Genomic DNA, 25931 nt, shown 5'->3' with positions numbered 1-25931 from the left:
AGTAGCCCCAGAGATACAAATTTTTCGCTTTCGGTAATTTTTGTGTCCCTCCGGCTACAATTTCAACACACCAATTTGTAGCAGAGGGGCTACAATAAGAACGAGCTTGGTAATTTCTGATGCTTGAGGGCTACAAATGACTACGCTTGCCGATGTCGGAGAGATGCTGAAAGACGCTCGCCACGCAGCGGGTCTTTCACAAAGAGAACTGGCTGAGCATGCCGGTGTCGCACGGACGACGCTTGCACGCATGGAAACGCTTGCCCGAGGCGACATGAGCGTATCTGCGCTCGTTCGCCTCCTCGAGGCTGCAGGATATGATCTGAGAGCGGTCAAGCGCGGACACGGGCGCACGCTGGACGACGTGCTGGCCGAACAACGCGCGATGGGAGACGCGTGACATGCGCCTTCATATATACGTCAAAGGCAAACTCGTTGCCCATCTCTACCGCCAGGCGGACGACTATGCGTTGCGCTACACGGCAGATGCGAGTGCCGCCGATTTTGCCAGTCTGATCATGCCCGTTCGCAACGATGCGTGGGTCTGGCCTCGCGATCTGCATCCTTTCTTCCGGCAGAACCTGCCGGAAGGGTTTCTCTTTCAAGTGATTCGCGAAGAGTTCGGCCCCTATCTCGACGGAACGGACCTTTCGCTTCTGGCCATCATCGGCGGCGCCGGCATCGGCCGGGTAACCGTCGCGCCCGAAGGCGGCGCACCCGGCGGCGAACTTGACCCGCTCGACCTGAAGAGCCTGCTGCACGAGGACATCACCACCGCGCGCTTTGCGGAACTTGTACGGTACTACGCGCGCGCGGCAATTTCAGGCGCCGTACCCAAATTCCTTGCTCCTGAACTCCCGTCGGCTCAAGCACCGATAGGCAAGCAAACGCTGCGCACGAGCCGACACATCATCAAGGGGTCCGACGAGCAAACGCCCTATCTTGGTTTCAACGAACATTACTCGATGCAGGTGCTGGCAAGACTCGACGTCGCTCGAGTCGCGAAGACCACGATGTCGGACGACGGTCGCGTGCTCGTCGTTGACCGGTTCGACATCGACGAGCAGGGCAAACCGGCGTTTGGCCTGGAAGACGCTTGCAGCCTGCTTGGCCTGCCGCCGCATGAAAAGTACCGCCCGTCAACCGAACAGGTTCTCAACGCGACAAAGCCCTACATCGGCGCCGCCAACTGGCGACGAGAAGCCGAGCAGCTCGGCTGGCAGCTCATCGCCAACTACGTCGTGCGCAACGCGGACTGCCACGCCAAAAACATCGCGCTTCTCTACTCGAACATCGACGACGTCGTCTACACGCCCGCCTACGACATTGTCACCACCGCGGCCTACCCGCGCTTCGCGAACAATCCTCCCGGACTGAGCGTCGAGGGTCGCAAAACGTGGGTGCCCGGGAAGACGCTGGAACGTTTCTTCAACACTCGCCTCGGCATCCCGTCGAAGCGATATCGCGAAATGGTCGAGGCGCTGTGCGACTCGGCCGTATCAACAGGAAAAGATATCGTCGAAGCGGCAAAAAACGAGACGCGGTGGCATTGGATAGCCAAGCAGATGCTGCACGCATGGAACGAAGGGATGGGATCGCTCCGTAGCGCCAAACCACAGGTGGCACTCAAAGCGCTCACGCCGATCATCGAGGCCGCTGGTTTCTCGGATGCAGATCGGGCCGATAACGCGAGAAAGGTCATTGGCCGATCAGAATTGCTGGCAAATCACGACAAGGGAAACTGATAACCGCCCAGGATCAGCCAACAGGAGCAAGCCCGGCTTTTCTCACCCCACCGGCCGCGCCTTGATCCACAAAAACAGCGGTACACGCGCCCACTGCTTCAGTTGATCCGTATCCGCATGATCGGGCGGCGGCTCGCGCAGCGACACGATCGCGAACCCGGCCGCTTCCAGCGCCTCCATATACGCCTGCAGCGGCAGCGACCAGCCCGCGAAATGCATCGACAGCCCGTCGCGCGTTTCCACGCCGTCGAAATGCTCGCGCCCGAAATAGCTGCCCGTCAGCACGAACGGCGCATCGGGCTGCGGCCCGGCGAAGCCGCCGCGATCGCGGAACGGATGCACGAGCGAGATGAACAGCGTGCCGCCGGGCTTCAGCACGCGGCGCGCCTCGTTCAACGCGCCCTGCATGTCGTCGAGATCCATTAGCACGTTGTACGCCATCACGAGATCGAAGCTGGCCGCGTCGAACGGCAGCGCGGCCGCGTCGGCCAGCCGATAGCGATGCGCGGAATCCGCGTGACGCGCGGCATCGAGCATCGCGGCACCGCGTCGCTCGCGGTCACGTCGTAGCCGAGCGCTTTCAGTTCTCGACTCACGCGGCCTTCGCCGCAGCCGATCTCCAGCGCGGCGCCGGTGCCCCGACCAATGTAGGCCGCGAGCCCCGCGCGATATTTCCAGAACGCATCGTGGCCCGGCTTGCCGGCCCAGCCGATCCATTGGTCGGCGACCCGCGTCCAGTGTTCGGCAATGGCTTTCGTGTCGGTCATGCGTGCTCCCGCCCGGTATGCGTCGTTGGCTCAGGATGCGCATGGTAAGCCGAAGCGGCGCACGCGTGCACCGATTACCCCGTTTGGCCAGTTTCCGTTTCAGGTCACGGCGTTCTACAGTTACGAGAACGCCACCCGCGCCGCCGCGCATCGCCCACGCTCGACGATGCGCACCCGATTCCGAGGAAAGCCATGCCGAGTATCTTCGCCGCGCCCGCCGATGCCCCGCCAAGTCCCGTCGCGGCGGAAACGCGCATGGTGCACGACGTGGCGACGCTGAAGCTGTCCGATTACCGCTCGGCGGACGGCGCGTCGTGGGTCATCTCGACCATCACGCCAGCCGCGGACAGCGGCGCGAACGTCACCGGCACGACGTATTTCGACACCGCGAAAGGCCGGACCGTTGCGGTACCCGACGCGCGCCGCCGCTATGCGAATCGCGGCACCTGGCAGGTCGTCGCGAGTTCGAGCCCATCGGTGCCCGCTACCGGCCGCTACGACTGGCTCACGCTCGCGTGGTTGCCGATCAACCGGCGCCCGCTGCCGCAAACGCCCGAGCACCTGTATTCGCCGTTCATTCGCGGCGGCACGATCGTCTATCGGTGGAACCCGGCCGCGGAAGGTGGCGAGCAGTTCGGCAACGTGCGGATGATCTTTCCCGAGTGGGCGCAGCAGGTGGCCGACGCGTTGCGGTCCGCGCCCGCTGCGGTGCAGGACGGCGCGTCGTCGGCCACCCTACCGGCGCTCGATCGCGTGAAAGCAGGCACGAACCCGATGACCGCCGTGCTCGACTTCGGCGATGCGCTGCGCGAGGAACCGGTGGAACGGATCGTTGCACGGCTGCCTGCGCTGCTGCGGGTGCAGGACCGGCACGAACTATCGGCGATCGTGTTCCTGTGCCTGTCCGCGGCGCGCCATGAAGACCGGCCGCGCTTCGTCGAAACGATCGACGCGACGATCGCGGCAGTCGACGACGGCGCACGCCTGCTGGCGATCGCGTATGGCGCGTTCGCCGCGGGGCGAACGCAACCGGTTCCATTCCGCGACAGGACGCTCGATATGCTCATCAACGATGTATTCGGTGCGCTGAAACAGCGGACGGCGGCACTCGGTGTGCCGGTCGTGCAGGGGTCGCCGTGGTACGAATTCTTTACCGCGTATCGGCTCGGTGGAGCGGGTTCAAGCAACGTCCGGTAACGAAGGACCTCGCTCGCAAGTGAACGCCCTGTGCTCGCATCTGGCAGCATTCCTATTCCGTTGAATCAGCCGATATGCACCGGAGCGCGGCCGCGCCCACCGACCGCCACAAGGCATTCACGCACGCGCGCGCGCATGACGATGAAAAAGCGGCCGCTCGCGAGCGGAGCGGCCGTCAAGGAGAGATCCCTATACGGGATACCGGCGGACACCACACCAGACCGGCCTTTGTATTGTCGATCAACGACATGCCGCTGAACATCGGACCGGTCCGATTCGCTGCATCGTGGCGCGAACGTCACGCAGCCCCGAGCAACCCGCGCGCGTATCACGAGCGGCAACACGCCGTGACGTTCTCGAAGGGAACCCCTGGACCCGGCGACCGGTCGAAACGCCGCACGACCGTCGACGGCTTCGTCGCCGCGGCGGACGATCCCGTCTCCTGCCCCACTCGATCACGTCCATTTTTCCTCTCTCATGCTGAGCATCGGTCCGTTCTCGATCCGCGTCGTCGCGGTAGCCGTCGCCGCGCTGCTGGCGTGGCTCGTCGCGCGCTTCATCCAGCGTCCGCCCGACGGGTATCACAAAACCGCATCGAGCCTGATCCTCGACGTGCTGCTGCTCGGGTTGATTGCCGCGCGAGTCGGTTATGTCGCGCAATGGTGGCCGGACTATGCGGCGGCGCCGCGCGCGATCGTCGCACTCGGCGACGGCGGCTTCGACGCGCGCATCGGTATCGCAGCCGCGCTGGTGTTCGCCGGCTGGCGCCTGCGCCGCCTGCCCGCGCTGCGTCGGCCCGTGCTGGCCGGCATCGTCGCGGGCCTCGCGGCATGGGGCATCGCGCAAGGCGCGCTGGCGACGTGGCAGCGTAGCGCGCCGCCGCTTGCCGCGATGCCGCTCCAGGCACTCGATTCGACGCCCATGTTGCCGGCGAGCTTCGTCGGCAAGCCGGTCGTCGTGAATCTGTGGGCGACGTGGTGCGCGCCATGCCGGCGCGAGATGCCGATCCTCCAACAAGCGCAGCACGACCATCAGGGCATCACGGTGCTGATGCTCAACCAAGGGGAAAATGCGCAAGCCGTGCGTACGTTCCTCGAGCAGCAGGGCCTGCACTTCGATCACGTATTGCTCGATCCTTCGCTGCACGCGATGCACGCGTACGGTTCGCGTGGGCTACCGACCACGCTATTCTTCAACGCGAAAGGAGAACTCGTCGAATCACACATGGGCGAGCTGACCGCCGGGCGACTGAAGGACACCGTCACGCAACGCTTGAGCCGGTAACGCGCGGCGCGCCGGCCGCGGCCGCCCGCGCCAGGCTGTGACGATTCGCCTCCCATGCCTGCTACTTGATGTCACCCTCAGGGAATCGTGCTTCGTCATGACGCGCTCCTCATGATTACGTTAGCCTGCCTGCAAGCCGATTGACCGTACCAGACCAAGGGGGAAAAGCTGCGCGCCGGAGCAAGCCGTTTCCCACCCTGACGCGCGCCGACTGAACGATAACCCGTTGAGTGATTTCGTCGCCTCGCGTATGTCCGGCGCACGCACGATCGCGATCAATCCCTTTCCAATGGCGGATCGATCTCGTGGTGCTCACCGCCCCTACTCCGCTGTCGTTCCGGGGCATACGAACTGCGCGGCCGTTCGGACAATTGGGCGCGCCGCGATTGCGCGACAGCGCTATCCCGCGGCAGCGCTTCGGGATCCAATCGCCGCACCGGCATGCGCCGCACGAACTCCACAACGCGCATCGCCATGGCACGGTCTTCAGGCTCGACAGAGTTGGCCAATGCGTGCGCAAGCTCGCGCCAGACGCTCAATGATTCGATATGCGCGCGCCACAGTGAGCGTTGCGCCCTCTCGCTAATCATAGGCTGGTAAAACCGCGGAGCAACGCCGCGAGAGGCCATCCGAACAACGGCCTGTTTCGGCAAGCGCTGCGTCTGGCCGCGCACCAGTCTCGGCGTCGCATTAGCCTCCACGCCCTGTTCGCGCAACTGTCGAGCAAACTCGTCTCGCCAGTGCCGCAGATCCTGCCTGCGCGGATTCATACGCCGCCCGTCAGGACCACGCACCTGAACGCACAGATGCACATGAGGATGTGCTTCGTCATCATGCTGGGCAAACACATACGGTCGTCCATCTCCAAAAATCTCCCGTGCAAACGCTCGGGCCGCATTGCGCACCGCCTTGCCGCTCGTACCGGGCGGCATCGACAGCATCACATTGAACGTTTCACGATGTCGGCTCTGTTCCGGTAGTCCCAAGCCGCCCCATTTCCATTCCTCGCACAGATCCTGCAATGCGGCATCCCCGGCGATCACACGTGCGTCCTGATCCTCTAGTCCGACACGACCGTGGCGCGAGATATATTGCAAGTGGCGGCGTACCGCACCCATGCCCTGGGCGCCCGAAGCGCGATTTGTAATCCGTACCATAACTTCGGGGGCACGCCGGAGCGTCAAAGCCAGCCGCTCACGCATGCGCTGTGCGTCGCATGGTAGCGGGCCGTGCGACAAATAGAGGGCGCGTGAGTGCCACAGCGGCTCGGGGAATAACCGATCTCCCCAATTGACCAGAAGCGAGTCGACATAGGCTTTAGGAAACGGCATATCAGTGGCTCCATCGGTCTAGATTACTTTGTAGATGTTTCACCACCGTGCGCAAGTGCGCGTCGATCATGCCGCGAAGCTGCTCCCAATCGAATCCCCTCATGCGCTCGCTAGCATCCGTGTGCCTCGCCAGTTCGTTCAGTCGCGTACGAATTGCAGCGAGTTGTCGATTCGACTCCGCGAGCAGCATTAGTTCGCGGTTTCCGAACTGTGGTTGATTTGTCAGGTGTGCCCGAACCAATGCGGCAATCCATCGATTCGGCGTAAAGCCGTGCAGATAGGCCTGTCCTTTGACGCATTCCAGTTCGGCACGCGCGAGCCCTACTCCGATTCGTACTTCGCGCTCGCTCAGCGGTTCGAGCAACCGTGCCATGTCCGGCGGCTCGACAGTAATTCCCACCGTCTCGGCCACGAGTCGGCGCAACCCTTCGCCCGGTAGCACGCCACGCTGCGCACACCAGGCCGCCCAGATGGGTTTGAGCGCACCCAGTTCAACAGCAACGCGTGTTCGAGTTCTCGATCCCATGTTCGTCTACCTTTCAGGTATCGCAGGCAACGCAAGCGCACGCTCGACTTCCCGCTGCTGCAAGCGCGCTCGCCTTTGTTTCGCTTGCCATGTTCGTGTGGACACCGCCTGCGGGACGAAGGCCCGCGGTAGGGGAGGCTCGCCCCCGTCGGCGCGAAATGCGTCGAGCATGCGCGCGGCGCCTTGCTTGACACGATCGAGCGAGCGGCCGCGGAAACCCTGCTCGCGCATGGCTGCCACGAACGTGGCAAGCTGGATTGCATGAATATCGGGCGTCGACTGGCGCAGCATTACGTCCCGTGAGTGCTCGAAATCAGCTACGCATACATATCGAGGCAGCGACACGTTAGCTGGTTCGTCGCAGCTGCCGGAGATATCGGTAGACCCGGGATCAACTTGAGCATCCATGCGCGGATTCCGTGCGGCTTGTTTGCACAAACGAGCGCGGGCTGCGTCGAACTCTCGTTGCCAACGCATGTGTGTCGTTATGTAGCTGGACAGATCGACCAGAGGTCTGCCAGTCGCACTGTGTCGATCGGGTTTAATCTCCAGTGGTAAATCCGGCTCGATCATGTTCGTGATCGGGTCTGCGCCAGTCTCGTGTGGTGACAACCAGTCACGTTCATCCATGACGAACCCGCCTATCGTTCGATCTGTAAGGCCAATCTATGTGGTGAAAATCCGAATACTGCGTATCACGCTATCGACTACCGCGGTGGGTCATCGGTATCGGCCCGATCTTGCGTGCGCGTCTTCGCTTGTGCGAGCGCAGTCGCACGCGCTGCTTTTACACGCTCCCATGACGCACTCTGCAATGCGTCGAGCTTCGCGTCCATGTCTTCGCCCAGTCCCATTTCCCGCGCCGATTTTTTCAGCGAGGCCACCGCACGCTCGAGCTGATCGCGCGCGCGGTCCCACGGATAGACTTTCGCTCGGTCGCCGTCGTAGCCAATTTGTACATCCGCGCCGTTTAAGCGATGATTTTCGTTCATCCATCGCAGCCGGTCCGAGACAAACGTCATCTGCGTCTTGGCGTGAAATACCACGCTTCGCGGCGCGACCTCTTGAACGAGATAATGTTCGGTATTGAACACCTCTCCTCGATACGGGCCGCCGTGTTCTCGTGGTGTCGCCATCCTTAACGTGGCACCAAACCGATGCTGGGCCAACGCCTTGACTTCCGCCGGCACCACGTCGAGCCCATAAAGCAACGCCCCGGGCGGCCGACGCGATGACTCGACCGCGCTCTCGCTCGACACAGACTCACGCTGCAGGCCGATCCCCGCATCAGAAGGTCTTGCCGTGTGCCCATTGTCTGGCGTTCGCACTGCTGTTTCCCCGTCACTTGAACCGTTCGGCATGGTGTGTTGTCCCGCCTCGCCCGCACCTGCGCCCTTGTCTGCCCTCGCGCGCGCCATATCCTGACCTCCCGCTAGGTTAAATGACATGCTGTTTGCCACCATGTTGCCCATACCTGCGTCAAGCGGTGCAAGTATGGGGCTGCCACGAACAGCGCTTCGTAAAAACTCGCCAAGAGCGCCGATTCCACTGAGCACCGCCATATCGTTGAAGTCTGTCGGTACCTGGTTGTCGATACCAGAGCCTTGCCTGAACTCGGGAGCCACCAATCTCGCCTGGGCATCGCGCGCCGCATGCACGGCATGCGCGTAGCCCGCACCGAGGTCGGCCAGAATAACGAGTTCGGCTTGCGGATACCGCGCGCGCCAGGCAAGCGCCACCTTGAGCAGATTGCCGCTCGATAAGGCGGCAAGCGAGTACCATCCGGTTGCTTGCCATGCCGACACAGCCGTTGCCACGCCTTCGGCGATCATGATCGGCACGCGTACCTCGCCAAGACTTTGCATTGGTACGGCTTCCCAGCAGCCACCAGCTTTTGCGCCACCCGCCAGTGCGGATTTACGTCCATCACGATCAATCAGCTCGAGCGTCGAGATTCGATCCCCAATGCGGACCGGCACGATCAACACGCGACCACAAAGTGGCTCATCGGTGCATTTGGGCACGTAGCCGAGCAACACGTGCAACTCCTCCGCTTCGAGCTCGCGTAGCCCGGGCACCGACTGGATCTGCTTGCGCGTCAGATAGGGGTGGTCAGGCGCGAGTGGGCGCGCCCATCGCCAGATCGCTCGCGCCTCACGCGCGACGGCAGCTCGTCTTGCCTGGCTTTTTCGCGTGCGTTCGGCCCCACCGTCGACCTTGGGGGCGGAACGCGTCGCGGTAGAACTCGTACGATTGCCAAGCACACGTGAGTCGGCTAGGTCAAACCCATGCCGACTGGCTAGCCAAAACAGCGACGCGAGCGTCTTCCCCCCATTTTGGCTCGCCGAACGCCACGTCACACGGGCGGCTCGCGCATCGTAATTGGATGCCGTTTGGCTCCATGCATCCCATAGATCGAAGCCTACGTCGCCAAACCCTTGCTTCACCGCAAACGCCATGTCGACCCAGGTCGTATAGTCGTCGGCCGGGATCGTGGACAAAGCGGCACGCACCCGCTCTGTCTCGCTCACGAAGGGACCGTTCATGGGTTTGCTCCACCCGCAGACACCTCGCTGGTACGGGCAGATGTCCGGGTACGGCGCGCACTTTGACACGAGTGCCCTTTGGCCGGTGCAGCCCCGGCCGTACCGGCTTTGTTATCCGACAAATGGCCTCGAGCGCGCGCTGTGTCATCGGTTGGCGCGCCAAACAACGCAAATTGCTGTCCCACGTATGCATCAACGTCCTCGCAACTGATATCGTCCAACGGTTGCGACAAGTCCTGCGGATCCCATGCCTGAGCACTTTCCAGATAATCAGGTAAAACGTGTGCAAGACTCGAGGTATGGGCATTGACTTCGTCGTCTGCCAAGTCCATTACCCGGTGCTCGATTTGAGCAGTAAATCCGGCGATATCTAGTGCCGGCACCATGGGCGCATCCATCAGACGTGACGTGAAGACCGGATCACGCCAGTAGCAAATCCGATCGGCCATAATTGGCCGGGTATTTTCAAGAAGGATGATCTCCTTGTCACGACCGAGCTCTTTGAGTTCCTGCGGCAACATCAACGGCCTGCGCTGTTCGGACAAGCTCTCACTTGTGCCACCTCGGCCCGCGAAGATGCCCCCTGAGCGGCTCGTTGTGCGCGAATGTGTCGTACGCGTGCCCAGCATCTCCGAGTATGCGTTGGCATCTGCCTGCTCGCGAGGTGCAAACAGGATCTGCATCGCATGATTCGTCACGAAGCTTCTCGCGTCGGCACGGCCGTAGACCGATTCGAGTTGGGAAACGGATTGCACAATCGAGAGCAAGCGCAGATCGTAGCCGGCCATGTAGGCCACTGCTCGCGCGAGGATCTGAATTTTGCCGATTGATGTCATCTCATCCAGCAATAGCAGACACTGATATTTCAGATCGGGATTGTTCTGCGGCAGCTCCTTGGTATTCAGATTCACGAGCTGAGAAAAGACCAGATTCATCAGCAGCGCTGCTTCGCTCAGATGGTCTGGCGTTACACCGAGATACACGGACATTCGGCGCTTTCTCACGTCTCTCAAGTCGAAGTCGTTCGCACTCGTTGCCGCATCGACGATCGGATTGGCCCAGATTGTGAGTGGCGCATTAAATGTCGCCAGGATGCTGGCCAGCACCTTTTCGTCGTTGGAGAGAAAGCGATTCAGCGCGTCAACACAGGCTCGGCTCAAACACTGTCGATCTCGCGCCAACACCCGTTGCAAATAGACCTTAAGCGGCATCCCGTTTCCCGAGGACTGGCGTAGTACCTCACCCATTGTCACCGGATAGTCCGGCGCATCGGCCACCTCCGCGTGGCGAGCATCGCGCCATTCGCACAGCAACAGTACGAGCGCGAGGAACAGATTGCGGGCCTGGTCTTTCCAGAATTCGTCGTGTCCACCCGCCGGGTACAACACATGGCTAATGGCCAGGATGTCGCCCACACGAAACACCCCGTCGCCGATTACGGATAGCGGGTTATACCGGTGCGTTCGGCCATCCTCCGCAAAGGGGTTAAAGAGATATACCGCGTGCCCGTGTGCGTGCCGAAAGCCGGCAGTTAGCTGAAAATTCTCCTGTTTAATGTCGAGCACCACGACAGAATCGGGATAGCTCAGCAGGTTCGGCACGACGACGCTAACACCCTTGCCCGAACGCGCGGGTGCCGCAAGCAACACGAACTGCTGGCCCGTGAAGCGCAGATAGCGACTACGCCAGCGGCCTACGACAAGCGCTGGGTTTGGTGGCGTGAGCAAGCCCTGCCTCATCACAATCCCGCCTTGCGAATATCAGCATCGGTGGCAAAACGCGCGTCGCCGTAAAGCGCCCGGCGCGCTGCCCGCTCAAGCCATACGTAGATGGCAAGCACCGGACTGCCAAAAGCAATGGCCAATCCGATGAAACCCGCACCGGCCAAACGCCTACCCATATTCGGCAGGCCGCCGTCTGACCACGCCAGAAGTGCATCGACCCATGCCGACCAATGCGCGCGAAGCGGATTGAGATGCAAGCTCACGTATAGCGTGCAGGTAGCTAACCACACGGCAACGCAAAGCCCCATCAACATCCCGATGACCACGCAGAGCGTGACAATCGTCGCGCGCCACGAGAACGAATGCCAGTCAGAAATCGGACGTGGCTGTCGCATCACGACTCCCTCCACTCTGATTATCCACCTGCCCGATTCTGCGCAGCGGATCGAACCACACTTCAGTCATCGCCCAGCGTTTGCCGATCTGAGCACCGTGCGAGTCGAGCACCGCCTGCGCCTGCATGTGCGCAACCACGTCGATCGTGAGAAACAGCAAGCGCTTAAGCGATGCAACGTCCCACGCCGCGGCCTCCGGGTGCTCTTTGGCCATTAACGCGAAGCGTTCGATGGCAACGCGCGCACTGGAGGCATGAAAGCTCGTCATCGACCCCGCGTGTCCGGTCGTCAGCAGCTTCAAAAAATCGTATGCTTCCGAGCCGCGCAACTCGGCAAGCAATACCCGATCGGGTCGCATGCGCATGGCGCTGGCAATCAAGTCGGCGGGCGTGATGCGGGCGCGGCCCTGCTCGCCCTTGCTGTACAAAAGATGCACGCAGTTGTCCAGATGCCGGATGAATAGTTCGCGCACGTCTTCGATCGTCACGATGCGTTCGCTCGAGGGCAAATATCGACACAAACTGCGCATAAAGCTCGTTTTGCCAGATCCAGTGTCACCGACAACGACGATGTTCTTGCGCGCCTGCACGGCGCCCTCAAAGAAAGTCGCAAACTCGCGTGCATCAAGCCGTTCGATGAGCAACTGGTCTGCTGCATGCAAAGCCGATTTCGCCGTATCGAGGTCGCTCGGACGATGCCACTGCGTCGTCTCAAAAAGCCCCTCGTCGCGATAGCACTCGAGCGTCTTCCCCTCGGCGGACGGTCGCCTAATCGTTACCGAAACCGAGCCTGATGGAACCGCCGGTGGTACGGCAATCTGGATGCGCGCGTTGCCCGGCAGCAGTGCTGAGAGCAATGGACGTTCGGCTGAAATGCCCTGATTCGTCAGGGTCGCAATCGCGACGGAAAACGCCATCAGTCGCTCGAAGTCGAGCTCCAAGCGCTCGTGCGCTTGCCAGCCTAAACGAGTTTCAGTTAGTACGCGCTGTGGGCGATTGATCACGAGCTCGGTGACTTCTGCATCTTCGAGCAATGGTGCAAACGGACGCATCAACTCCCTCACCGACGCGTCGTCGGGTAACACGGATAGTGCATCGGCTAGAGGAGCGGGCGCCACCGATGGCGTATGCACATAAGCGTTCATCGCACGCCCTCCGGTTCAAGGGTGTAGACGGAACTGAAATCAAGATCACGCGCGAGAACAATCGTGAATTCCGCGCCCTGATTCTGTTTGAGCGTGGGTGCAATATTGATGGTCTGATCGAGCACGCGCGTAGCCATGTCGTTGCCTTGTGCCTGCGTACTCTGATAAACGATTGTGCCGTTGGCGTTGCCCCCGCGCGTGGCCAGATAGCCGATTGCATCCTGGCTCAGTCCGAGCAGCATCGCCGCGCCCACACGCTCGCCCCAGTGATTGTCAAGTGCACCGGCCACGCCCATACGACCTAGCGCATCGGCCACGGGTGAGTCGATTTGTACGATCACGCCATGCGGTGTGACGATTCTGGCCGACAGAACGAATACGCGCTTTTGCCCGGGCGCGAGATTGGCACGATATTCGCAATTGATTTGCGATCCGCGCTCGATGAGCACAACGCGCCCGTCGTCAGAATAAATATTGCGAGTGACCGTGCAGGTCGAAATGCCGGCTTGTGTCGAATCGAACGCGGTGTCGCCCGCACAGTCGATCTTGGTGCCCTGACTGAGCAGCAAGCTGCGGTTGCCGATAAACGCGGCTTTCACCTTTGGCGTGCGGGTCGGAACCAGCGCCTGCGCCAGGCTCGAGAATGTTCCCTGATCGGCGCCACTGGCCTGTTCGCTCACGTGTGCCAGGACCGTTCCCGCCCCAACGGAGGCTGCTTCCTTCATGTTGCCAGGCTCACTCTCACGAGCGGCAACGACGAGCAACGGTGCATCGTAATAGCTGTGTGCCGGTTCGATGCGATCAACGGCTACGGCCGCGCGTGGCGCTGACACAGCCATCGATGGCACAGGCCCTGCACTTGCAGCCCCCGCAATATCCGCAAGTGACGGATCGATCTCGAATACCTTGTCGTGCGTATCCTGAGCAAGAACCGCATTGCGCCGAGCGCGCTCGGCAGCATCATGGCGGCTGAGCACGCCATGAACCGTCCACACGGCGCCGGCTAGCGCGAGCATGACAATCACGAGTGGGATAAGCCAGCCGGCTATCGAGCGACGATTCTGCCCATCTAGACTGGGTAAGCCGCGGTCCAGGACGGTAAACGAATCGGATCCTGACAAGTCGATTTGGTGCGGCTCGAGATTGTCGTGAGGGGATCTACCGTTGCGCGAAGTCTCGTCAATCATCCTCGCTGCTCCGCAAAGTACGGCGCACACCATCGACCGTTACACCGTGCCGAGGCGCTACGCCGTCAACGTCAAATGCGTCGTTCCACAGTCCGACCGTCTCCTCGCCTAGACGCAACACGAGACGCCGAGCCAGCTCATGAACGACGATCACATCGTGGTCCATATGCTTGTCCACAACGCGCTCACTATCGTCGTCTTCAACGCGAAAGACAGCGGGTATTCGGCGATTGTTCGGAATTCGGATATATGTGAAGCGACCGTCATCCCACGTCGCAGATGGTGCAATGTCTTCGGCATGCGGCATGACCTGCATCGAATAAGCGGTATTGCGCACGCTCGAAGGTTGGGAAAGGCGTTGTTGCAGACACGTCATGCGCGCCGCAATACGAGCGTTCGCTGCGTTGGCGTCGGGATACACAAAACTTACCCGGTACATTTCGCGCGTATTACCGAAGCGGGCTTTCAGCGGCAGCACGACAAGATCGAAACTGTAACTGCGTCGATCGGTCCGAATGACGAGATTCGTGTCGTGCGCCGCAAGCTTTGGTTTCAGATAAACGTCGTGATCACCCCGGTTGGCGACGACGTGCCATCCGTCACGATCACCTGGCGCGACCACAAGAATATGCTCGCCCGGATCCAGCGCGATATGCGTGGCGAAGCCGCGCTGTGCGACAACGCGCACCACGTCATCTGGCACGAAGCGTACTTGGCGCACCCGCGCATCACGAGTCCATTCCGGCACGATATGAGCATCGACGGATTGCGCCGCCACGCTTGCTAGCATAACTGTCGCGGACACGAGCACGTTCATCGCGTCCCTCCTGCAACCGCAGCCTGAGCAGGTGATATGTCTTCGGCATCCCGACTGTACGCAGTGACCTTGAAACCAAAGGGGTTTTCGATTGCCGTACGCTCGCGCATCAGCGTAGCTGGACGATACGTAAAAGCCAGCGTAATCACGAAACGTTGTGCGGGCTCGCCACTGTCGATACCATTCTTGAGAGTCGTGCGTTCGATATGCACGACTGCACGGCCGGGCTCGTCAGGCACCAGAGTGGTGGACACAACTCGAACACGGTACTGTACCGACGTGCCTAGGCGTTGATCTAAAGCGTCAGGTCCGCTGTAGATTTGGCGATATGCGCGTGCGACCGACTCGTCGCTCATTTCGAGGACACGGTCGTAGTCCATCTGCAGCAATCCCCAGTCATAGCGCTCTCGCGAGCGGACATAGACCGCGACCCAATGCCTGTCTTGTATCTCGCGCAGTGGAATGTGCTTTGCGTCAAGCACATCGATGAGTTGCGCTTCACCAGTGAGCTTGTCCACCTCAATCGGTAACGGCACCACACGGTAAAACGGCGTCATCACCGCAAGCGCGGCCACAGAGCCCATTGCAACGACAACGGCTGCGCCCGCCACCTGCCATGCTCGGCGTTCGGAGCGCGCCTGCAGATGCGTGAGCGACGTCTCAAAGTCGAGCGCGCGTCGGTAGTCGTCTGCGCCTTTCATGGGCAGTCCCCAACTGATGGCGCAACTTTGCCGAGCGGAATAGGAGACTGCTGATTGACCGGCACCCGATGAGAACCATCGGGCAGCTCCGGTTTGGGCGGCACACTGCCACACCCTGACAGTACTATGATCAGCATGCTCAACGTCATCGACGACCAAATCGGCTTCACGATCGTCCTCCTTACCGTCCGAATGTCGCCGGTACCATCTCGTCCTGAAGGCGGCGAGTGTTGCCAGCTCGCTTGAGAATCAGTTCGGACTGCTGCTGCGCGATTAGGCGGTCCTCGGTATCCGACAGCGCCTTGAAAAGCTGTAGCTTCGTCATTTCGTTGCCGACTGCGGTGCTCTCAGATTGAATGCGCGCCTGTAGCTCTGCGATGCCTTTCGCATCCTGGGTGGCATCGATCTGCCGCATCAAGCGCTCGATCCGGTCAAGCTCCGCCAGCTCGGTCTGATACGCTTGCAGACCGAGTGCCTTGTCCTGAAATGGCTTGTTCAGCGCGCGTTGGCAAATCTGCTGATCGATGCCGCGCTGGTCCTCGCAGTCATAGAGCTTGTTTTGCGCACGTAACGCTTTTGCAGGACCGGTGAGGCCCGCATACCCACCCTGTCGAATCGCTGCATAAATGTCTTGCCAATCAGCAGGCAGCGCATTGGCTAGTCCCGGTCGGTCAAGCAACGCGCCGAACCCGCGCGCACCGCTCATCGAGCGATACAGCGCGATTTCCTGCTGCACTTGCTGCTTTAACTGTCCGACCATCGCAATGGCCTGAGCCACGTTCCGTTCGTCATAGACGGAATAAATCTCCGCGCTTGCGGGCATGGCAATCGCACCGGCGAACGCAGTCGCAGCAATCAGGATGTGGGCCGTTAATGAGTGACGCTTCATGGTTTGAACCCCTCGTCAATCCTCGGTTTGATCGAGATGCGCACGTGCGGCGCGCTGATACGCTGGAGCTCGCACGGCCCCGGTTGTGCTAGCAAGCGCGCCGGCCTCACTTGTCCGGGCACCCGACGATGCACTTCGGGGCAAGGCACGCAGTCCGGACACGAGTGCGCCGCTCATCTGCCGGGACGCGTATCCCGCGACGAAGGCGCCAAAACCGGAAAGGGTCGCGCCTCCGGCAAGCCCAGAGGCGACGGCCGGCAGTTGCCAGCCGATCATGGCCAGTAGTACGGATGTCACGAACATGCCAAATGCCGCCGCCCATGGCGCGCTCGCCTCCAGTGCCTCGCGCGCGGCTGCCGCAAGCGCATCAGCAGAAGTCTCGGGCGGTACCGTCGTCACATGAAATGGCGCGAGATTGGCGGAGAATGCGGCAAGCGCGAGCCCCAGGAACGCTGCGACCAATATCTGAAGCAGCGCATAGTTCACCACCTTGGCCGTCCAAGCCTCAAAAAAGCGCGCGGTCGGGCCAAATGCAGCGCACGCGATAAATGCGGGTCCGAGCGCAAGCACGAGATCAAGCAGCATGCGCGCCATGAGAACTTCGACGGCCAACACCATCAGGAAAATCGCCCCGCCGAACGCAGCTACCAGACCGCAGGCCAGGTCACCGATGCCTGCGACAATGCCACTCATACTCAACCCCTCGTGGGTTGCCTTATCGAAATAGGCGTCAACCACGAGGTTAAGCTGCCGGTCATAGCAATCAAGCGTGCGGTAGATGCCGGCCGCACTTGTGTCTGATGCGCTTGCTTGCACGAGAGCCGCGCACCCCGCGTTGCCGGCACCAGCGTTGACTGCCGCGGTTTGAATTGCCTGAGCAACGCCGGTAGTGGCCCCGCTCACGGAGGTGACAACATGCGACTGATAAAGACCTGTGCCCAGTGCAAATGCGAGTGTGATTGCGACTTTCGTGCCTCGCCAGGCGAACGCAGGGACCGGTTCATGGGCCTCGCCGCGAACCACGGCCATGCCAAACGCGAGAATCCAGATCGTCACCCCAGTTGTCGCCACTGGTACAAGCGCGGAGGAAAGCGCCGACGATGCGTCTGTCACATACGTTTGCATACCATTTTCGAGCGTGCCGCCCACCGCACTGAAAAGCCCGTTCATCGCGTACCTCGCTCAGGGCCTACCACGGTGTTCACATGATCTGTTCCAAGCGAACTTGATCGCGCTCGGCGCGCGGCCACTGCATCATGGAAGTGCGGCAGCCATGCTTCCGGTAACTCACCCACATCGGCTCGAATCGCATCAAGCAATGCAACGTTATCCGTCGTACCAGACAGTACGTCGAGCACGTCACCCAAACCGGTTAAATCCAGCCGCCCGACTGCCGAACGATGGCCTTGCTTAACCAGAAATAGCCGGCTGTGTTCGCCCATGCGCCGCACGATGTTGAATTCGGCTTCGGAAAGCTTAAACCCATGCACGTAGTCGTCGTAGTCAGCTGTAGGGTTCGGTAGAAAGAAGAATGTGGCTGTTTGCTCGACAAGTGCGCGGGCAAATAGGACTATTGAGTACATCCGCGGGCGACTGCGTGTCGAATATACCCAGACCATTTAGTTTGCGAATCGTCTTTTGCTTGTCGTTTGCAAATTCTCTAAAAACCGGATCGCGTAGCCGCTTCCAGAACTCCGTCATCACGTAGATAAAGCGCCGTCCGTCCATCAAGCGCTCGGTCAGATGGAGCAACACCATCGTGAGGGGTGTGGACGCTTCGGGATCGTCGAGAAGCTCCGTATCGTCAAATCCGAGGAGACTATGGCTGTGAAAATCAATCCGGTCCACTGGATTGTCGAGCAACCAGCCGAGACGTCCACCGGCACACCATTTAGCAAGTCGCGCATGCAGACTGTTTTCGCCAACGTTCGGTAAGAGTTGTCGGACCATCGACAATCGTCGCAACGAGCGCTCCATGCGCGCGACCTGCTGGACGGCGCGGGAAATGTCGAGCTCCTCCTTGGCTGACAGCGCAGAGCCGCTATCGACGAGCTTGCATACGAGACGTTCCCAAAAATCGCGCGTAGCCTCGTCCGGTTCAAGCTGGAACGGATTCACACCGGTCGGCTCTCCCCGACGAAAGACCGTATATTTACCGCCCATTGCACGAATGCCGATCTCGGCACCGCGATCCTTGTCGTAGAGCACGGCGGTTACGCCATACTTCGTCGCCATGGCGAGCAAGAATAGTTCGAGCACCGTTTTACCTGCGCCGGCACGACCGATGATCTGCGTATTGGCCAAAGCCTTCTCGTCGATGGCGTCGGTCTTCTCAAGCGTCGCGTGAAAGTTCAGATAGAGCGGTTGGCCACTGGGCGTCTTCACGATTGTGATGGCCTCGCCCCACGGATTGCCATTGCGCTTTCCGGTTGCGAAATTATGCAGACTGGCCATTGCACAGAAATTGCGCGAAGTGAGCTTCGCATCCCGCGGCCGATATCGCCAATTGCCCGGCCACTGCGCGAACCATGCGGCGTCGGCCACCAGGTCGACAAGTGCGCTTTGGAAACCGGCGTCGGCCAGCGACGTCCGTGCTTGCGCGACATGGCGGACCACGTCGTTTAACGAGTCGCCCATTACAGCCAACGTGTAGTGATACTCGCCTAGCACAAAGTCACCGTTCACAAGGTCGTTTAATGCACGATCCATCGCTTCAATTTGGGAGACGGCCACGTCGTCGCCAGCGACAAGTTGATTGCGCTGACGCTCGAGCGTCTCCTTGGCACTTGGACGATCGAGAACAGTGAAGCTTTGCGTTTCGATATATTCGAATTCTCCATACAGCAATCCGTTGAGCATTCCTGGTTCGGTCTGCTCCGGATAATCCTTCAAATCGAGCACGGCCGCGTATCGGGTTTGCGCAGGCATACGGATTTCAAGCTTCTCCCGCTGAAACAGCAGCCGAGAGGTCGGCAGCGCTTCGTAGATTGGACCGGCCGGCACCGGCACCACTTCCCACGTTGCATTGACGAGATAGCCCAGCATCTCGAGCGCGGTCGAGTAACAGCGTGGCCGCCCCGTCAATGGATCGGGACGCACAACCACACCCAATGCGACAGGGGCCCAGGGTTTTAAACCCGATTCCATCTGCGAGGCGATATCTTCCATGGCTCGCAACGCGTCCTGCTGGTCGCGACGAATATCGTCGAGCGTACGACGGGCCGCACGGCTAAATGCCCGCCCCAGTGTCGTGCGATGTGGTCGGTAAACCACGCTCAGATACAGCTCGTTGACCATCATTCGGTATCCGGAAAAGCTCGCGTAGTAGCGCTCAGCCAACTCCTGACAAAACCGGTTGGAGTACGATGTCTCGAAGCGATCTGCGGTGCGCCGCCGTAGCCGATGTGTCCAAAGCGCGATGTGGCCGCCAGGAAGGTTACGTACGAGCTGATTGAATCCAATGTGGCGTGTAAGGATCTCTGCCGGATCGACCGCTTCGAACGCGATGCCGGGGATTTTCCAGATTTGCACGTAGTCGCCCTCGCACGTACGAATAACCCGGTCTGTGACGTGCGAGGAAAACGGAATAAAGTCGGCAAGTACCACTTCGCGTTGCGCGACTGCAGCCAGCGTTGATCGCATATTCATATCAGCCTCTGCGTTTGAATCGGATAGGCCCATATGCGTGAGCGCCCCAGAACGAACAATTGCGCTGACGCAACTTCATCCTGATACGCAACAGACGCTGGGCGAGCCGCTGATCGTCCTGGCGCGAGATCATTCGCATCGTCGCGAATACTGGAATGATCAGCAGCACGAGCCCAACGCCCGCGGGTGGACTGGCGATCAATACCCACACTGCAGGAATCAGCACGCCGCCGAGGACGATCAAAAGCGGCACGAGCGGTACCCCCCATAGCATTGCAGGCCGGGTGCAACCTTTGAAGATGGGGTCCGCGAGTGCGTCCATTGATCACTCCGTGCACACATCAGCTCGTCGGAATCAGCATGCCGGCGATCACCGTCGCACAGCCGACGAATAGACCGCCGATAAAGACGTGTGCAATATCACCAAACCGGGCATGTTGAAACATCATCTTGAAACCTGCCCAGATGATCGAAATCGAACACACCACCCCACCGACGCCGAGCAACGTATTCTGGATCGTAATCAGCAAGGTGCTAACCTGAGTAAGCTGTGCGCTTGCTGGCACAGTCGTCATGACAAGCGCACTGGCCACTAAAACTCGAAGAGGAAAAAGAGAAATTGTTCTGCATAATATATCTGCGATCTTTAATATGTTATTATTTGATAGGATCACTAAGTTTTTAAAATTACCCTGTCTCATCTTCTATCACCTTTTTCGTTCAGAAGATCACAGCATCGGTTGCTGACTCGCCATCTCGCTGACCGCGCACGGTCCTGTCTCGCGGGTTCTGGAGCGCAGAAGATGCCGGCGAAAACCGCGGTCTAATTTCCCTTTGTGAAGCTACGGGGCGCACGGGGATTACCGGAATCGGCTTTGCCTCTGAAGTCGGAGCGGGCACGATGGCTTGGATAGCGTTCGCAGTTGTCACCACACGTTGGACGTATCCCGTTCGGAAGCCGGTGATAAAGTCACCGCTTTCATAGCATGACAACGCTGCGCGCAGTGCCTGCTGAGGGTCCGCGTAGATAACACGTGCACGTGCGAAGCACTCGCTTAGAATCGTCGCGCCAGCGGCCAAGTTTTGGCAGACATCGAACACGTTTGATGCCGTTAGCCCATAGCGAGACCAGTTCGCTCGATTGATTTGCGTGAGGCCCGCACTATAGTTCCATCCGGTTGCCTCAAGCGCGTTGAGCGTGGCAATTGCTTCATCCTGGCGCCGCGGTTGTCTCGCCAGACGGCCATGGACAACGCCAATCGCGTACGGATTGAATCCAGATTCGACGCGCACAATAGCGGCTAGCGTCGGTGGTGCGACGGCAGGTGCGCATTGCTGAGCCAGTGCCATAAGGTCGTGTGCCATGATCGATCGCTCTCTATTGTTCCGCCGAAATCTCTCAACCATTTCGACATGTCACCGAAAACGGTTTCATCACAACCGCCGAAGCCGCCGTGATCGCGACGGCACATCGTTCAGGAGCTCGTTCGTGTTATGAGTCGCATACCGCCTCGGTCCTGAGTTGTACGCGAACCGTGGTGGGAACAGGAGGGAATTTATGCAGTAGCTGGCAAGAGCCCAAATCCGTCTTGTCGACGGATTCTCCCGTCGAATCGAGGCGTTGTGCTCAGCAAGTTAAAAATAGCGGATCGTCGCTATGAACCGCGCCGCGAGTAGTAGAGACTGGCCGACTCTGCCCCATGTACCTGAGCCATGTTTTCATGGGCAGTGACCACCGAATCCGGCATGCGTAATCGCCAGCTGGCAAGAGCGTAGTCCTCCACAGGGCGACTCGACTCGGACGCATTTTCACCATCGCGAGGGGTCACCGGCAGTTTGGTACTTTATTGTCAGCTATGCGAGACAACCAAGTGCCATTTCAGATTCCGAATGTAGAGCGGTGTGCTATTCGTCTAGCGCATTGCCAGGCCAGCGCTGTCAATAGGTCTTATCTTCGCTTGGCAAGTGTGTCGAGACGTTTCGCAATTCAATTCCACAGACAAAATCGGTGCCCGGCCTACATCGCCTTTGGCATTCGGTGGCGGCACGCCCGAACTGGTGCTGCGGGCGAATGAGCACGGTAAGCGCACCCCAGCCCATCAGCGGCTAAGTCCGCCGGCACTCGGCTCAGATGTCGTTCCTACTGCCCGCGCCAAATAAAAATCTATGGTCAGCCGGATTTTTGCAAGCGTGGCAGTACTGACCTAAGGTGGACTTGCTCGGATCTATCCGGGTCGAGGATAGAGATGTGCGATCGTTTGAATTGGGCGGCGATGCAATTCACCGGTCGGACGTGGGCACTATCGCAGCTTAATCCATTCAGGCGTGGTTCTCAGGGGCGCGGCATCGTCGCGATGACGTCCCGCCCACCGCCTTCAAACCAAGCGTCGATCCAACTGACTGAGCCTGGCTTATTCACTACTTGCGCGAGCGTGCCGAGGCGATTGCCAGGGTACGCGCGCAAATGGTTCGTCACGGCCCGCTCAATTCGCGCCGCACGATCTGACGGCCGGTGAAGTCGTCGGCGGGCGTGCTCACAAGTCACTCCAGGGTGGTGGCCGGCGGTGCGGCGGACGGTGCGGAAACTGTTGAAATCGTCGACTTCTGCTAATGGACGTTCGTTAAAATGCTCTCGTGTCCTTTTATTCCGCTAATGCGGGGTGCCGAAGAGCAAGTCGCGCAAGCGAGCAGCCGCAGAACGCTGGCGAGGTGTTTCCGCGAAGTGCGATCGATTCCAAATGGCGTTGAAGCCCCGGCTGCCGAGGCGGAAAGGTACACCGTTGGGCACAGACTTCGCCGGCGTTCGGTTACGGCTTGCGCAGCGCGATCAGGCCTTACGCGCGACGACACCCACCGGCGAAGCAGGCGCGCGTTTCGGTGCGGTCTTGTAGTGCGTGCTGTACAGCGCCGCGCCGACGAACACCAGCCCGCCGACCAAGTTGCCGAGTACCGTCGGAATCTCATTCCACAGCAGATAGTCGACGATCGTGAAGTGGGCGCCGAGCATCAGGCCGGACGGGAACAAAAACATGTTCACGACCGAGTGCTCGAAGCCCATGTAGAAGAACACCAGGATCGGCATCCACATCGCGATCACCTTGCCGGGTACGGACGTCGACATCATCGCGGCGACCACGCCGGTCGACACCATCCAGTTGCACATCACACCGCGCACGAACAGCGTGAGCATGCCGGCGGCGCCGTGCGCCGCATAACCAAGCGTGCGTGCTTCGCCGATGCCGCCGATCTTCTGTCCGATTGCGTTCGGCGCTTCCGAAAAGCCGAATGTGAAGATGATCGCCATGAACAGCGCGACCGTCAGCGCGCCCGCGAAATTACCGAAGAACACCAGCGTCCAGTTGCGGAACACGCCTCCCCAGGTCGCGCCGGGCCGGCGATCGATCACCGCAAGCGGCGCGAGCGTGAAGACGCCCGTGAGCAAATCGAAGCCGAGCAGGTACAGCATGCAGAATCCGACCGGAAACAGCAGCGAACCGGCCAGTGCGTTGCCGGTGTTGATCGTGATGCTGACCGCGAAGGCGGCTGCGAGCGCGAGGATCGCGCCAGCCATATACGCGCGAATCAGCGTATCGCGGGTCGACATCGACAGTTTCGATTCACCGGCGTCGACCATCCTGGTGACGAATTCGTTGGGCGTGAGGTAGGCCATGGTGTGCGCTCGTAAAGTTGGACTGGCAAAAAAAACGCGCCAGGCACTCGCTCGACATGCGAGTGCCTGGCGCGGACGCTGTTATCCACGTAATCGGCCGCCACGGTTAGACATGGCGTGATCGTCAGGCCGCCATTAGCCCGACGACCGAGATGTTCGCAATTTCCATACCAGTGACGGAGATATCTCGATGCAGGCTGGCCGAACGCGAAATGCCCGGGGGAGCATGCCGCAGCCGATCGCAGCGAATCGCACTCGCGCGGTGCAAACTGCACTTCGTGCATGCGCTTCGGGCGCCGCCGCGGTGCGTGAAGCGCGGTGCATTCCTGTCAGGCCGTGCCGTCGTCGTGCTGTGTCCGCGGCGCGCTTCGATGCGTACGGCGTCGCGCGGAAGGCTGCGCGTGCTCGTCGACGAATCGCTCGGGCGACGTCAGCGCGTCTTCCGCGATATCGGCAAGCGGCCGATTGCCGTCCATCGATGCTTTCTGCAACATCCGATACGCTTCGTCCTCCCGCAGGCTGAAGCGCGTCATCAGCGTATTTTTCGCGCGCTGCACCAGCTTTCGTTCGTAGAGCGCACGACGTGCCGCGTCGAGTTCGACCTCCGCGCCGGCCAATCGCGCCGATTGCGACTCCAGCAGGGATTTCAGGCTGGCGAGCGTCCACTGGTCGGAGCCGGAGAGGCGTCCCGGCAGTTCGTGAACCGCCGCGCGCGCCGACAACGGATCGCCGGCGAAGAACTGGGCGAGCGCCTGGATATGCGGGGGCGGATTGTTTCGCAAATGCGCCATCAGGTGCTCGGAGTCGCGCAGCGTTCGGTGCGCGTCGTCGATTCGCGCGTTGCACGTTTCCTGCACCTGCAGCGTCAGCGCAATCTGAAGGTGCCAGAGATCGTCGATGCGGGCGCTCGCGGCGTCGAACCATGCTTCACTCAGGGCGGTATCGAGTGCATCGCCGGCGTGCGCCGTGCACAGTACGCGGCGCAGCTTCTCAAGCGCCGCCATGTGCGGCTCCGTCATGCGGTTTTCCCACCATGCGTTTTGCGCCGCGCTTGCGAAGCTCGCGAAGACTTCGAGACTGCGCTCCTGAGCGGCGATCAGATACAGCAGGCGCTGCTGCTGGTCCGCCGAAAACGTGCCCGCCGCGAACATGTGCGCGCCGACAGCGCGCTCCTGTCCCGCCTCCTCCTTGCCCTCGACGACATGGACGAGGGCAATCAGCAAGCGCGACACCGACGGATCCGCCGCGCTGTCGGCAAACTGGAAAATCAGCTCCACCAGGCCGCCGATCACGGTACTGAACGCCTGGACGGAATCCGGCGCCGACAGCGCAAGATGGTCGACCTGTTCGCGCAGCACATCCAGCGATTCCAGGTCGAGCAGCACCCAGGCGATCAGCGACAGCAGGCGCGACGTCGAGCCACGCGCGGGCGTCAGCTCCAGATCCAGGCGCGCGCGCAACTGCACGACGAGCGGCGCCGATTCGCCGCGCGAAGCCGCGCGTTCGGCGACAAAGCGCTTGCCGCTCGACGCCAAATAGATGCTGGTGGCGCCGCGCTCGCGCTGCAGCGCATGGATCAGGCGGCCGAGCAGGTCGACCAATTCGATTTGCTCGGCCAGATGGCGCAGGGACGCGATTTCCTGATGCTTGGCGAGCAGCGCGAATTGCAAGGCGGTGGCGGGCATGGTGGATACTGACCGTCGACAGGGACTCGGTGCAGTGTAGTGCAGACAATAATTGTGATTTTTTTTGACGCCTTGCATGTCAAGATTCGTGACGAAGGCGAGGTTCGCAACAAGGCTAATTATCTTCCCGGATCTATGAGAATTTCCGGGTAGGACGGGATTGGGCTCTCTTCTTTCCGGCTGCATATTGCTCGCGCTAAGGCTAGATTCGTCCGAAATGCCCTTTTGATGCAGAAGTCAGTCGACCATCCAAGGGGCCTGTCAGGAATTTTGTGTTTAAGGCATAACATGCTCCCAAGGAGAGTTTATGCCTCGCAAACCGAAAGCCCAGCCGGTGGCACTGCCGGCGATTCCGGCCGAGCTGCTCGAACAGTTCGGCAACGGCCCGATGACGGCCGAAGCCATCAATGCCGCGACGCTAGCGCTCAAGAAGGCGCTGATCGAACGGGCACTGGGCGGCGAGATGAATCATCATCTCGGCTACCCTCCCGGTGCTGCCAAGCCGGCCAACGCCACGAATCAGCGCAACGGCAAAGGGGCCAAGACGGTTCTGACCGAAGACGGTCCGATCCGTATCGAGGTGCCGCGCGACCGCGATGGCAGCTTCGAACCCATCCTGATTCCCAAGCACGAACGGCGCTTCACGGGCTTCGACGACAAGATCGTCGCCATGTA

General features: G+C 60.5%; 22 protein-coding genes and 2 pseudogenes. 5 read left to right on the top strand and 19 right to left on the bottom strand.

Going from position 1 to position 25931, the window contains the following annotated elements:
- Window positions 1–136 precede the first annotated feature (136 nt).
- Complete coding sequence (locus tag WT24_RS32065) at window positions 137–400, top strand: helix-turn-helix transcriptional regulator (RefSeq protein WP_082742081.1); 264 nt, start codon at window positions 137–139, stop codon at window positions 398–400.
- 1 nt (window position 401) lies between these two features.
- On the top strand, window positions 402–1745 hold the full coding sequence (locus tag WT24_RS03480; protein ID WP_060031297.1) for a type II toxin-antitoxin system HipA family toxin: 1344 nt from the start codon (window positions 402–404) through the stop codon (window positions 1743–1745).
- 42 nt (window positions 1746–1787) lie between these two features.
- On the opposite strand, the pseudogene WT24_RS03475 reads toward WT24_RS03480, so the two are convergent.
- Window positions 1788–2512 (bottom strand): annotated as a pseudogene (locus WT24_RS03475) (class I SAM-dependent methyltransferase).
- Window positions 2513–2704: 192 nt separating this feature from the next.
- On the opposite strand from WT24_RS03475, the gene WT24_RS03470 reads away from it, so the two are divergent.
- Together WT24_RS03470 and WT24_RS03465 are read left to right on the top strand one after the other, a co-directional pair.
- A complete protein-coding gene (locus tag WT24_RS03470; protein ID WP_060031294.1) occupies window positions 2705–3709 on the top strand; it encodes a hypothetical protein in 1005 nt (334 codons plus the stop codon).
- Window positions 3710–4186: 477 nt separating this feature from the next.
- The gene (locus tag WT24_RS03465; RefSeq protein ID WP_060031291.1) at window positions 4187–4993 is read left to right on the top strand and encodes a TlpA disulfide reductase family protein; all 807 of its coding nucleotides are present in this window, start codon (window positions 4187–4189) and stop codon (window positions 4991–4993) included.
- 275 nt (window positions 4994–5268) lie between these two features.
- On the opposite strand, the gene WT24_RS32060 is transcribed toward WT24_RS03465, so the two are convergent.
- The 18 genes and pseudogenes from WT24_RS32060 to WT24_RS03385 form a co-directional block, all read right to left on the bottom strand.
- The gene (locus tag WT24_RS32060; RefSeq protein WP_059793587.1) at window positions 5269–6324 is read right to left on the bottom strand and encodes a relaxase/mobilization nuclease domain-containing protein; all 1056 of its coding nucleotides are present in this window, start codon (window positions 6322–6324) and stop codon (window positions 5269–5271) included.
- 1 nt (window position 6325) lies between these two features.
- Window positions 6326–6850, bottom strand: coding sequence for a hypothetical protein (locus WT24_RS03460; RefSeq protein WP_060031287.1), 525 nt, complete (start codon window positions 6848–6850; stop codon window positions 6326–6328).
- Window positions 6851–6856: 6 nt separating this feature from the next.
- On the bottom strand, window positions 6857–7480 hold the full coding sequence (locus WT24_RS34135) for a hypothetical protein (RefSeq protein WP_156441741.1): 624 nt from the start codon (window positions 7478–7480) through the stop codon (window positions 6857–6859).
- A gap of 77 nt (window positions 7481–7557) precedes the next feature.
- Window positions 7558–9396, bottom strand: a complete 1839-nt coding sequence (locus tag WT24_RS03450) for a PriCT-2 domain-containing protein (protein WP_060031281.1) — start codon at window positions 9394–9396, stop codon at window positions 7558–7560.
- Window positions 9393–11135 (bottom strand): type IV secretory system conjugative DNA transfer family protein, encoded by a 1743-nt coding sequence (locus WT24_RS03445; protein ID WP_082741935.1) that lies wholly within the window; start codon window positions 11133–11135, stop codon window positions 9393–9395. The genes WT24_RS03450 and WT24_RS03445 overlap by 4 nt, the downstream gene beginning before the upstream one ends.
- Window positions 11135–11515, bottom strand: coding sequence for a hypothetical protein (locus tag WT24_RS03440; protein WP_059793583.1), 381 nt, complete (start codon window positions 11513–11515; stop codon window positions 11135–11137). Before WT24_RS03440 ends, WT24_RS03445 begins: the two co-directional genes overlap by 1 nt.
- A complete protein-coding gene (gene virB11 / locus WT24_RS03435; RefSeq protein ID WP_060031278.1) occupies window positions 11490–12659 on the bottom strand; it encodes a P-type DNA transfer ATPase VirB11 in 1170 nt (389 codons plus the stop codon). Before virB11 ends, WT24_RS03440 begins: the two co-directional genes overlap by 26 nt.
- Entirely contained in the window at window positions 12656–13846 is a 1191-nt protein-coding gene (gene virB10 / locus WT24_RS03430; RefSeq protein ID WP_060031275.1) for a type IV secretion system protein VirB10, read from the bottom strand. Before virB10 ends, virB11 begins: the two co-directional genes overlap by 4 nt.
- The gene (locus WT24_RS03425; RefSeq protein ID WP_060031271.1) at window positions 13839–14663 is read right to left on the bottom strand and encodes a TrbG/VirB9 family P-type conjugative transfer protein; all 825 of its coding nucleotides are present in this window, start codon (window positions 14661–14663) and stop codon (window positions 13839–13841) included. The genes virB10 and WT24_RS03425 overlap by 8 nt, the downstream gene beginning before the upstream one ends.
- Window positions 14660–15364, bottom strand: coding sequence for a virB8 family protein (locus WT24_RS03420; RefSeq protein ID WP_059500150.1), 705 nt, complete (start codon window positions 15362–15364; stop codon window positions 14660–14662). The genes WT24_RS03425 and WT24_RS03420 overlap by 4 nt, the downstream gene beginning before the upstream one ends.
- A gap of 181 nt (window positions 15365–15545) precedes the next feature.
- On the bottom strand, window positions 15546–16253 hold the full coding sequence (locus tag WT24_RS03415) for a type IV secretion system protein (RefSeq protein WP_059500151.1): 708 nt from the start codon (window positions 16251–16253) through the stop codon (window positions 15546–15548).
- A 15-nt stretch (window positions 16254–16268) separates the two neighbouring features.
- Window positions 16269–17423 (bottom strand): type IV secretion system protein, encoded by a 1155-nt coding sequence (locus WT24_RS03410; RefSeq protein WP_059500152.1) that lies wholly within the window; start codon window positions 17421–17423, stop codon window positions 16269–16271.
- Window positions 17420–19901: pseudogene (locus WT24_RS03405) on the bottom strand (VirB4 family type IV secretion/conjugal transfer ATPase). Before WT24_RS03405 ends, WT24_RS03410 begins: the two are co-directional and overlap by 4 nt.
- Before the next feature lies 1 nt (window position 19902).
- Window positions 19903–20223, bottom strand: coding sequence for a type IV secretion system protein VirB3 (locus WT24_RS03400; protein WP_059500154.1), 321 nt, complete (start codon window positions 20221–20223; stop codon window positions 19903–19905).
- 19 nt (window positions 20224–20242) lie between these two features.
- Window positions 20243–20602 (bottom strand): TrbC/VirB2 family protein, encoded by a 360-nt coding sequence (locus WT24_RS03395; protein ID WP_060031268.1) that lies wholly within the window; start codon window positions 20600–20602, stop codon window positions 20243–20245.
- 19 nt (window positions 20603–20621) lie between these two features.
- Window positions 20622–21269, bottom strand: coding sequence for a lytic transglycosylase domain-containing protein (locus tag WT24_RS32055; protein WP_373557221.1), 648 nt, complete (start codon window positions 21267–21269; stop codon window positions 20622–20624).
- Between the two features lie 1459 nt (window positions 21270–22728).
- Window positions 22729–23571, bottom strand: coding sequence for a formate/nitrite transporter family protein (locus tag WT24_RS03390; protein ID WP_034204814.1), 843 nt, complete (start codon window positions 23569–23571; stop codon window positions 22729–22731).
- 329 nt (window positions 23572–23900) lie between these two features.
- Window positions 23901–25256 (bottom strand): nitrate regulatory protein, encoded by a 1356-nt coding sequence (locus tag WT24_RS03385; protein WP_060031266.1) that lies wholly within the window; start codon window positions 25254–25256, stop codon window positions 23901–23903.
- A 307-nt stretch (window positions 25257–25563) separates the two neighbouring features.
- On the opposite strand from WT24_RS03385, the gene WT24_RS03380 reads away from it, so the two are divergent.
- The coding region (locus tag WT24_RS03380; protein ID WP_179949304.1) for a transposase at window positions 25564–25931 on the top strand (368 nt) is incomplete at its 3' end.

The sequence above is a fragment of the Burkholderia sp. MSMB1078WGS genome (assembly GCF_001528895.1).
Taxonomy (GTDB): Bacteria; Pseudomonadota; Gammaproteobacteria; order Burkholderiales; family Burkholderiaceae; genus Burkholderia.
The sequence above is the reverse complement of the archived record's forward strand: the minus strand, read 5'-3'. Positions and strand labels throughout refer to the sequence as shown.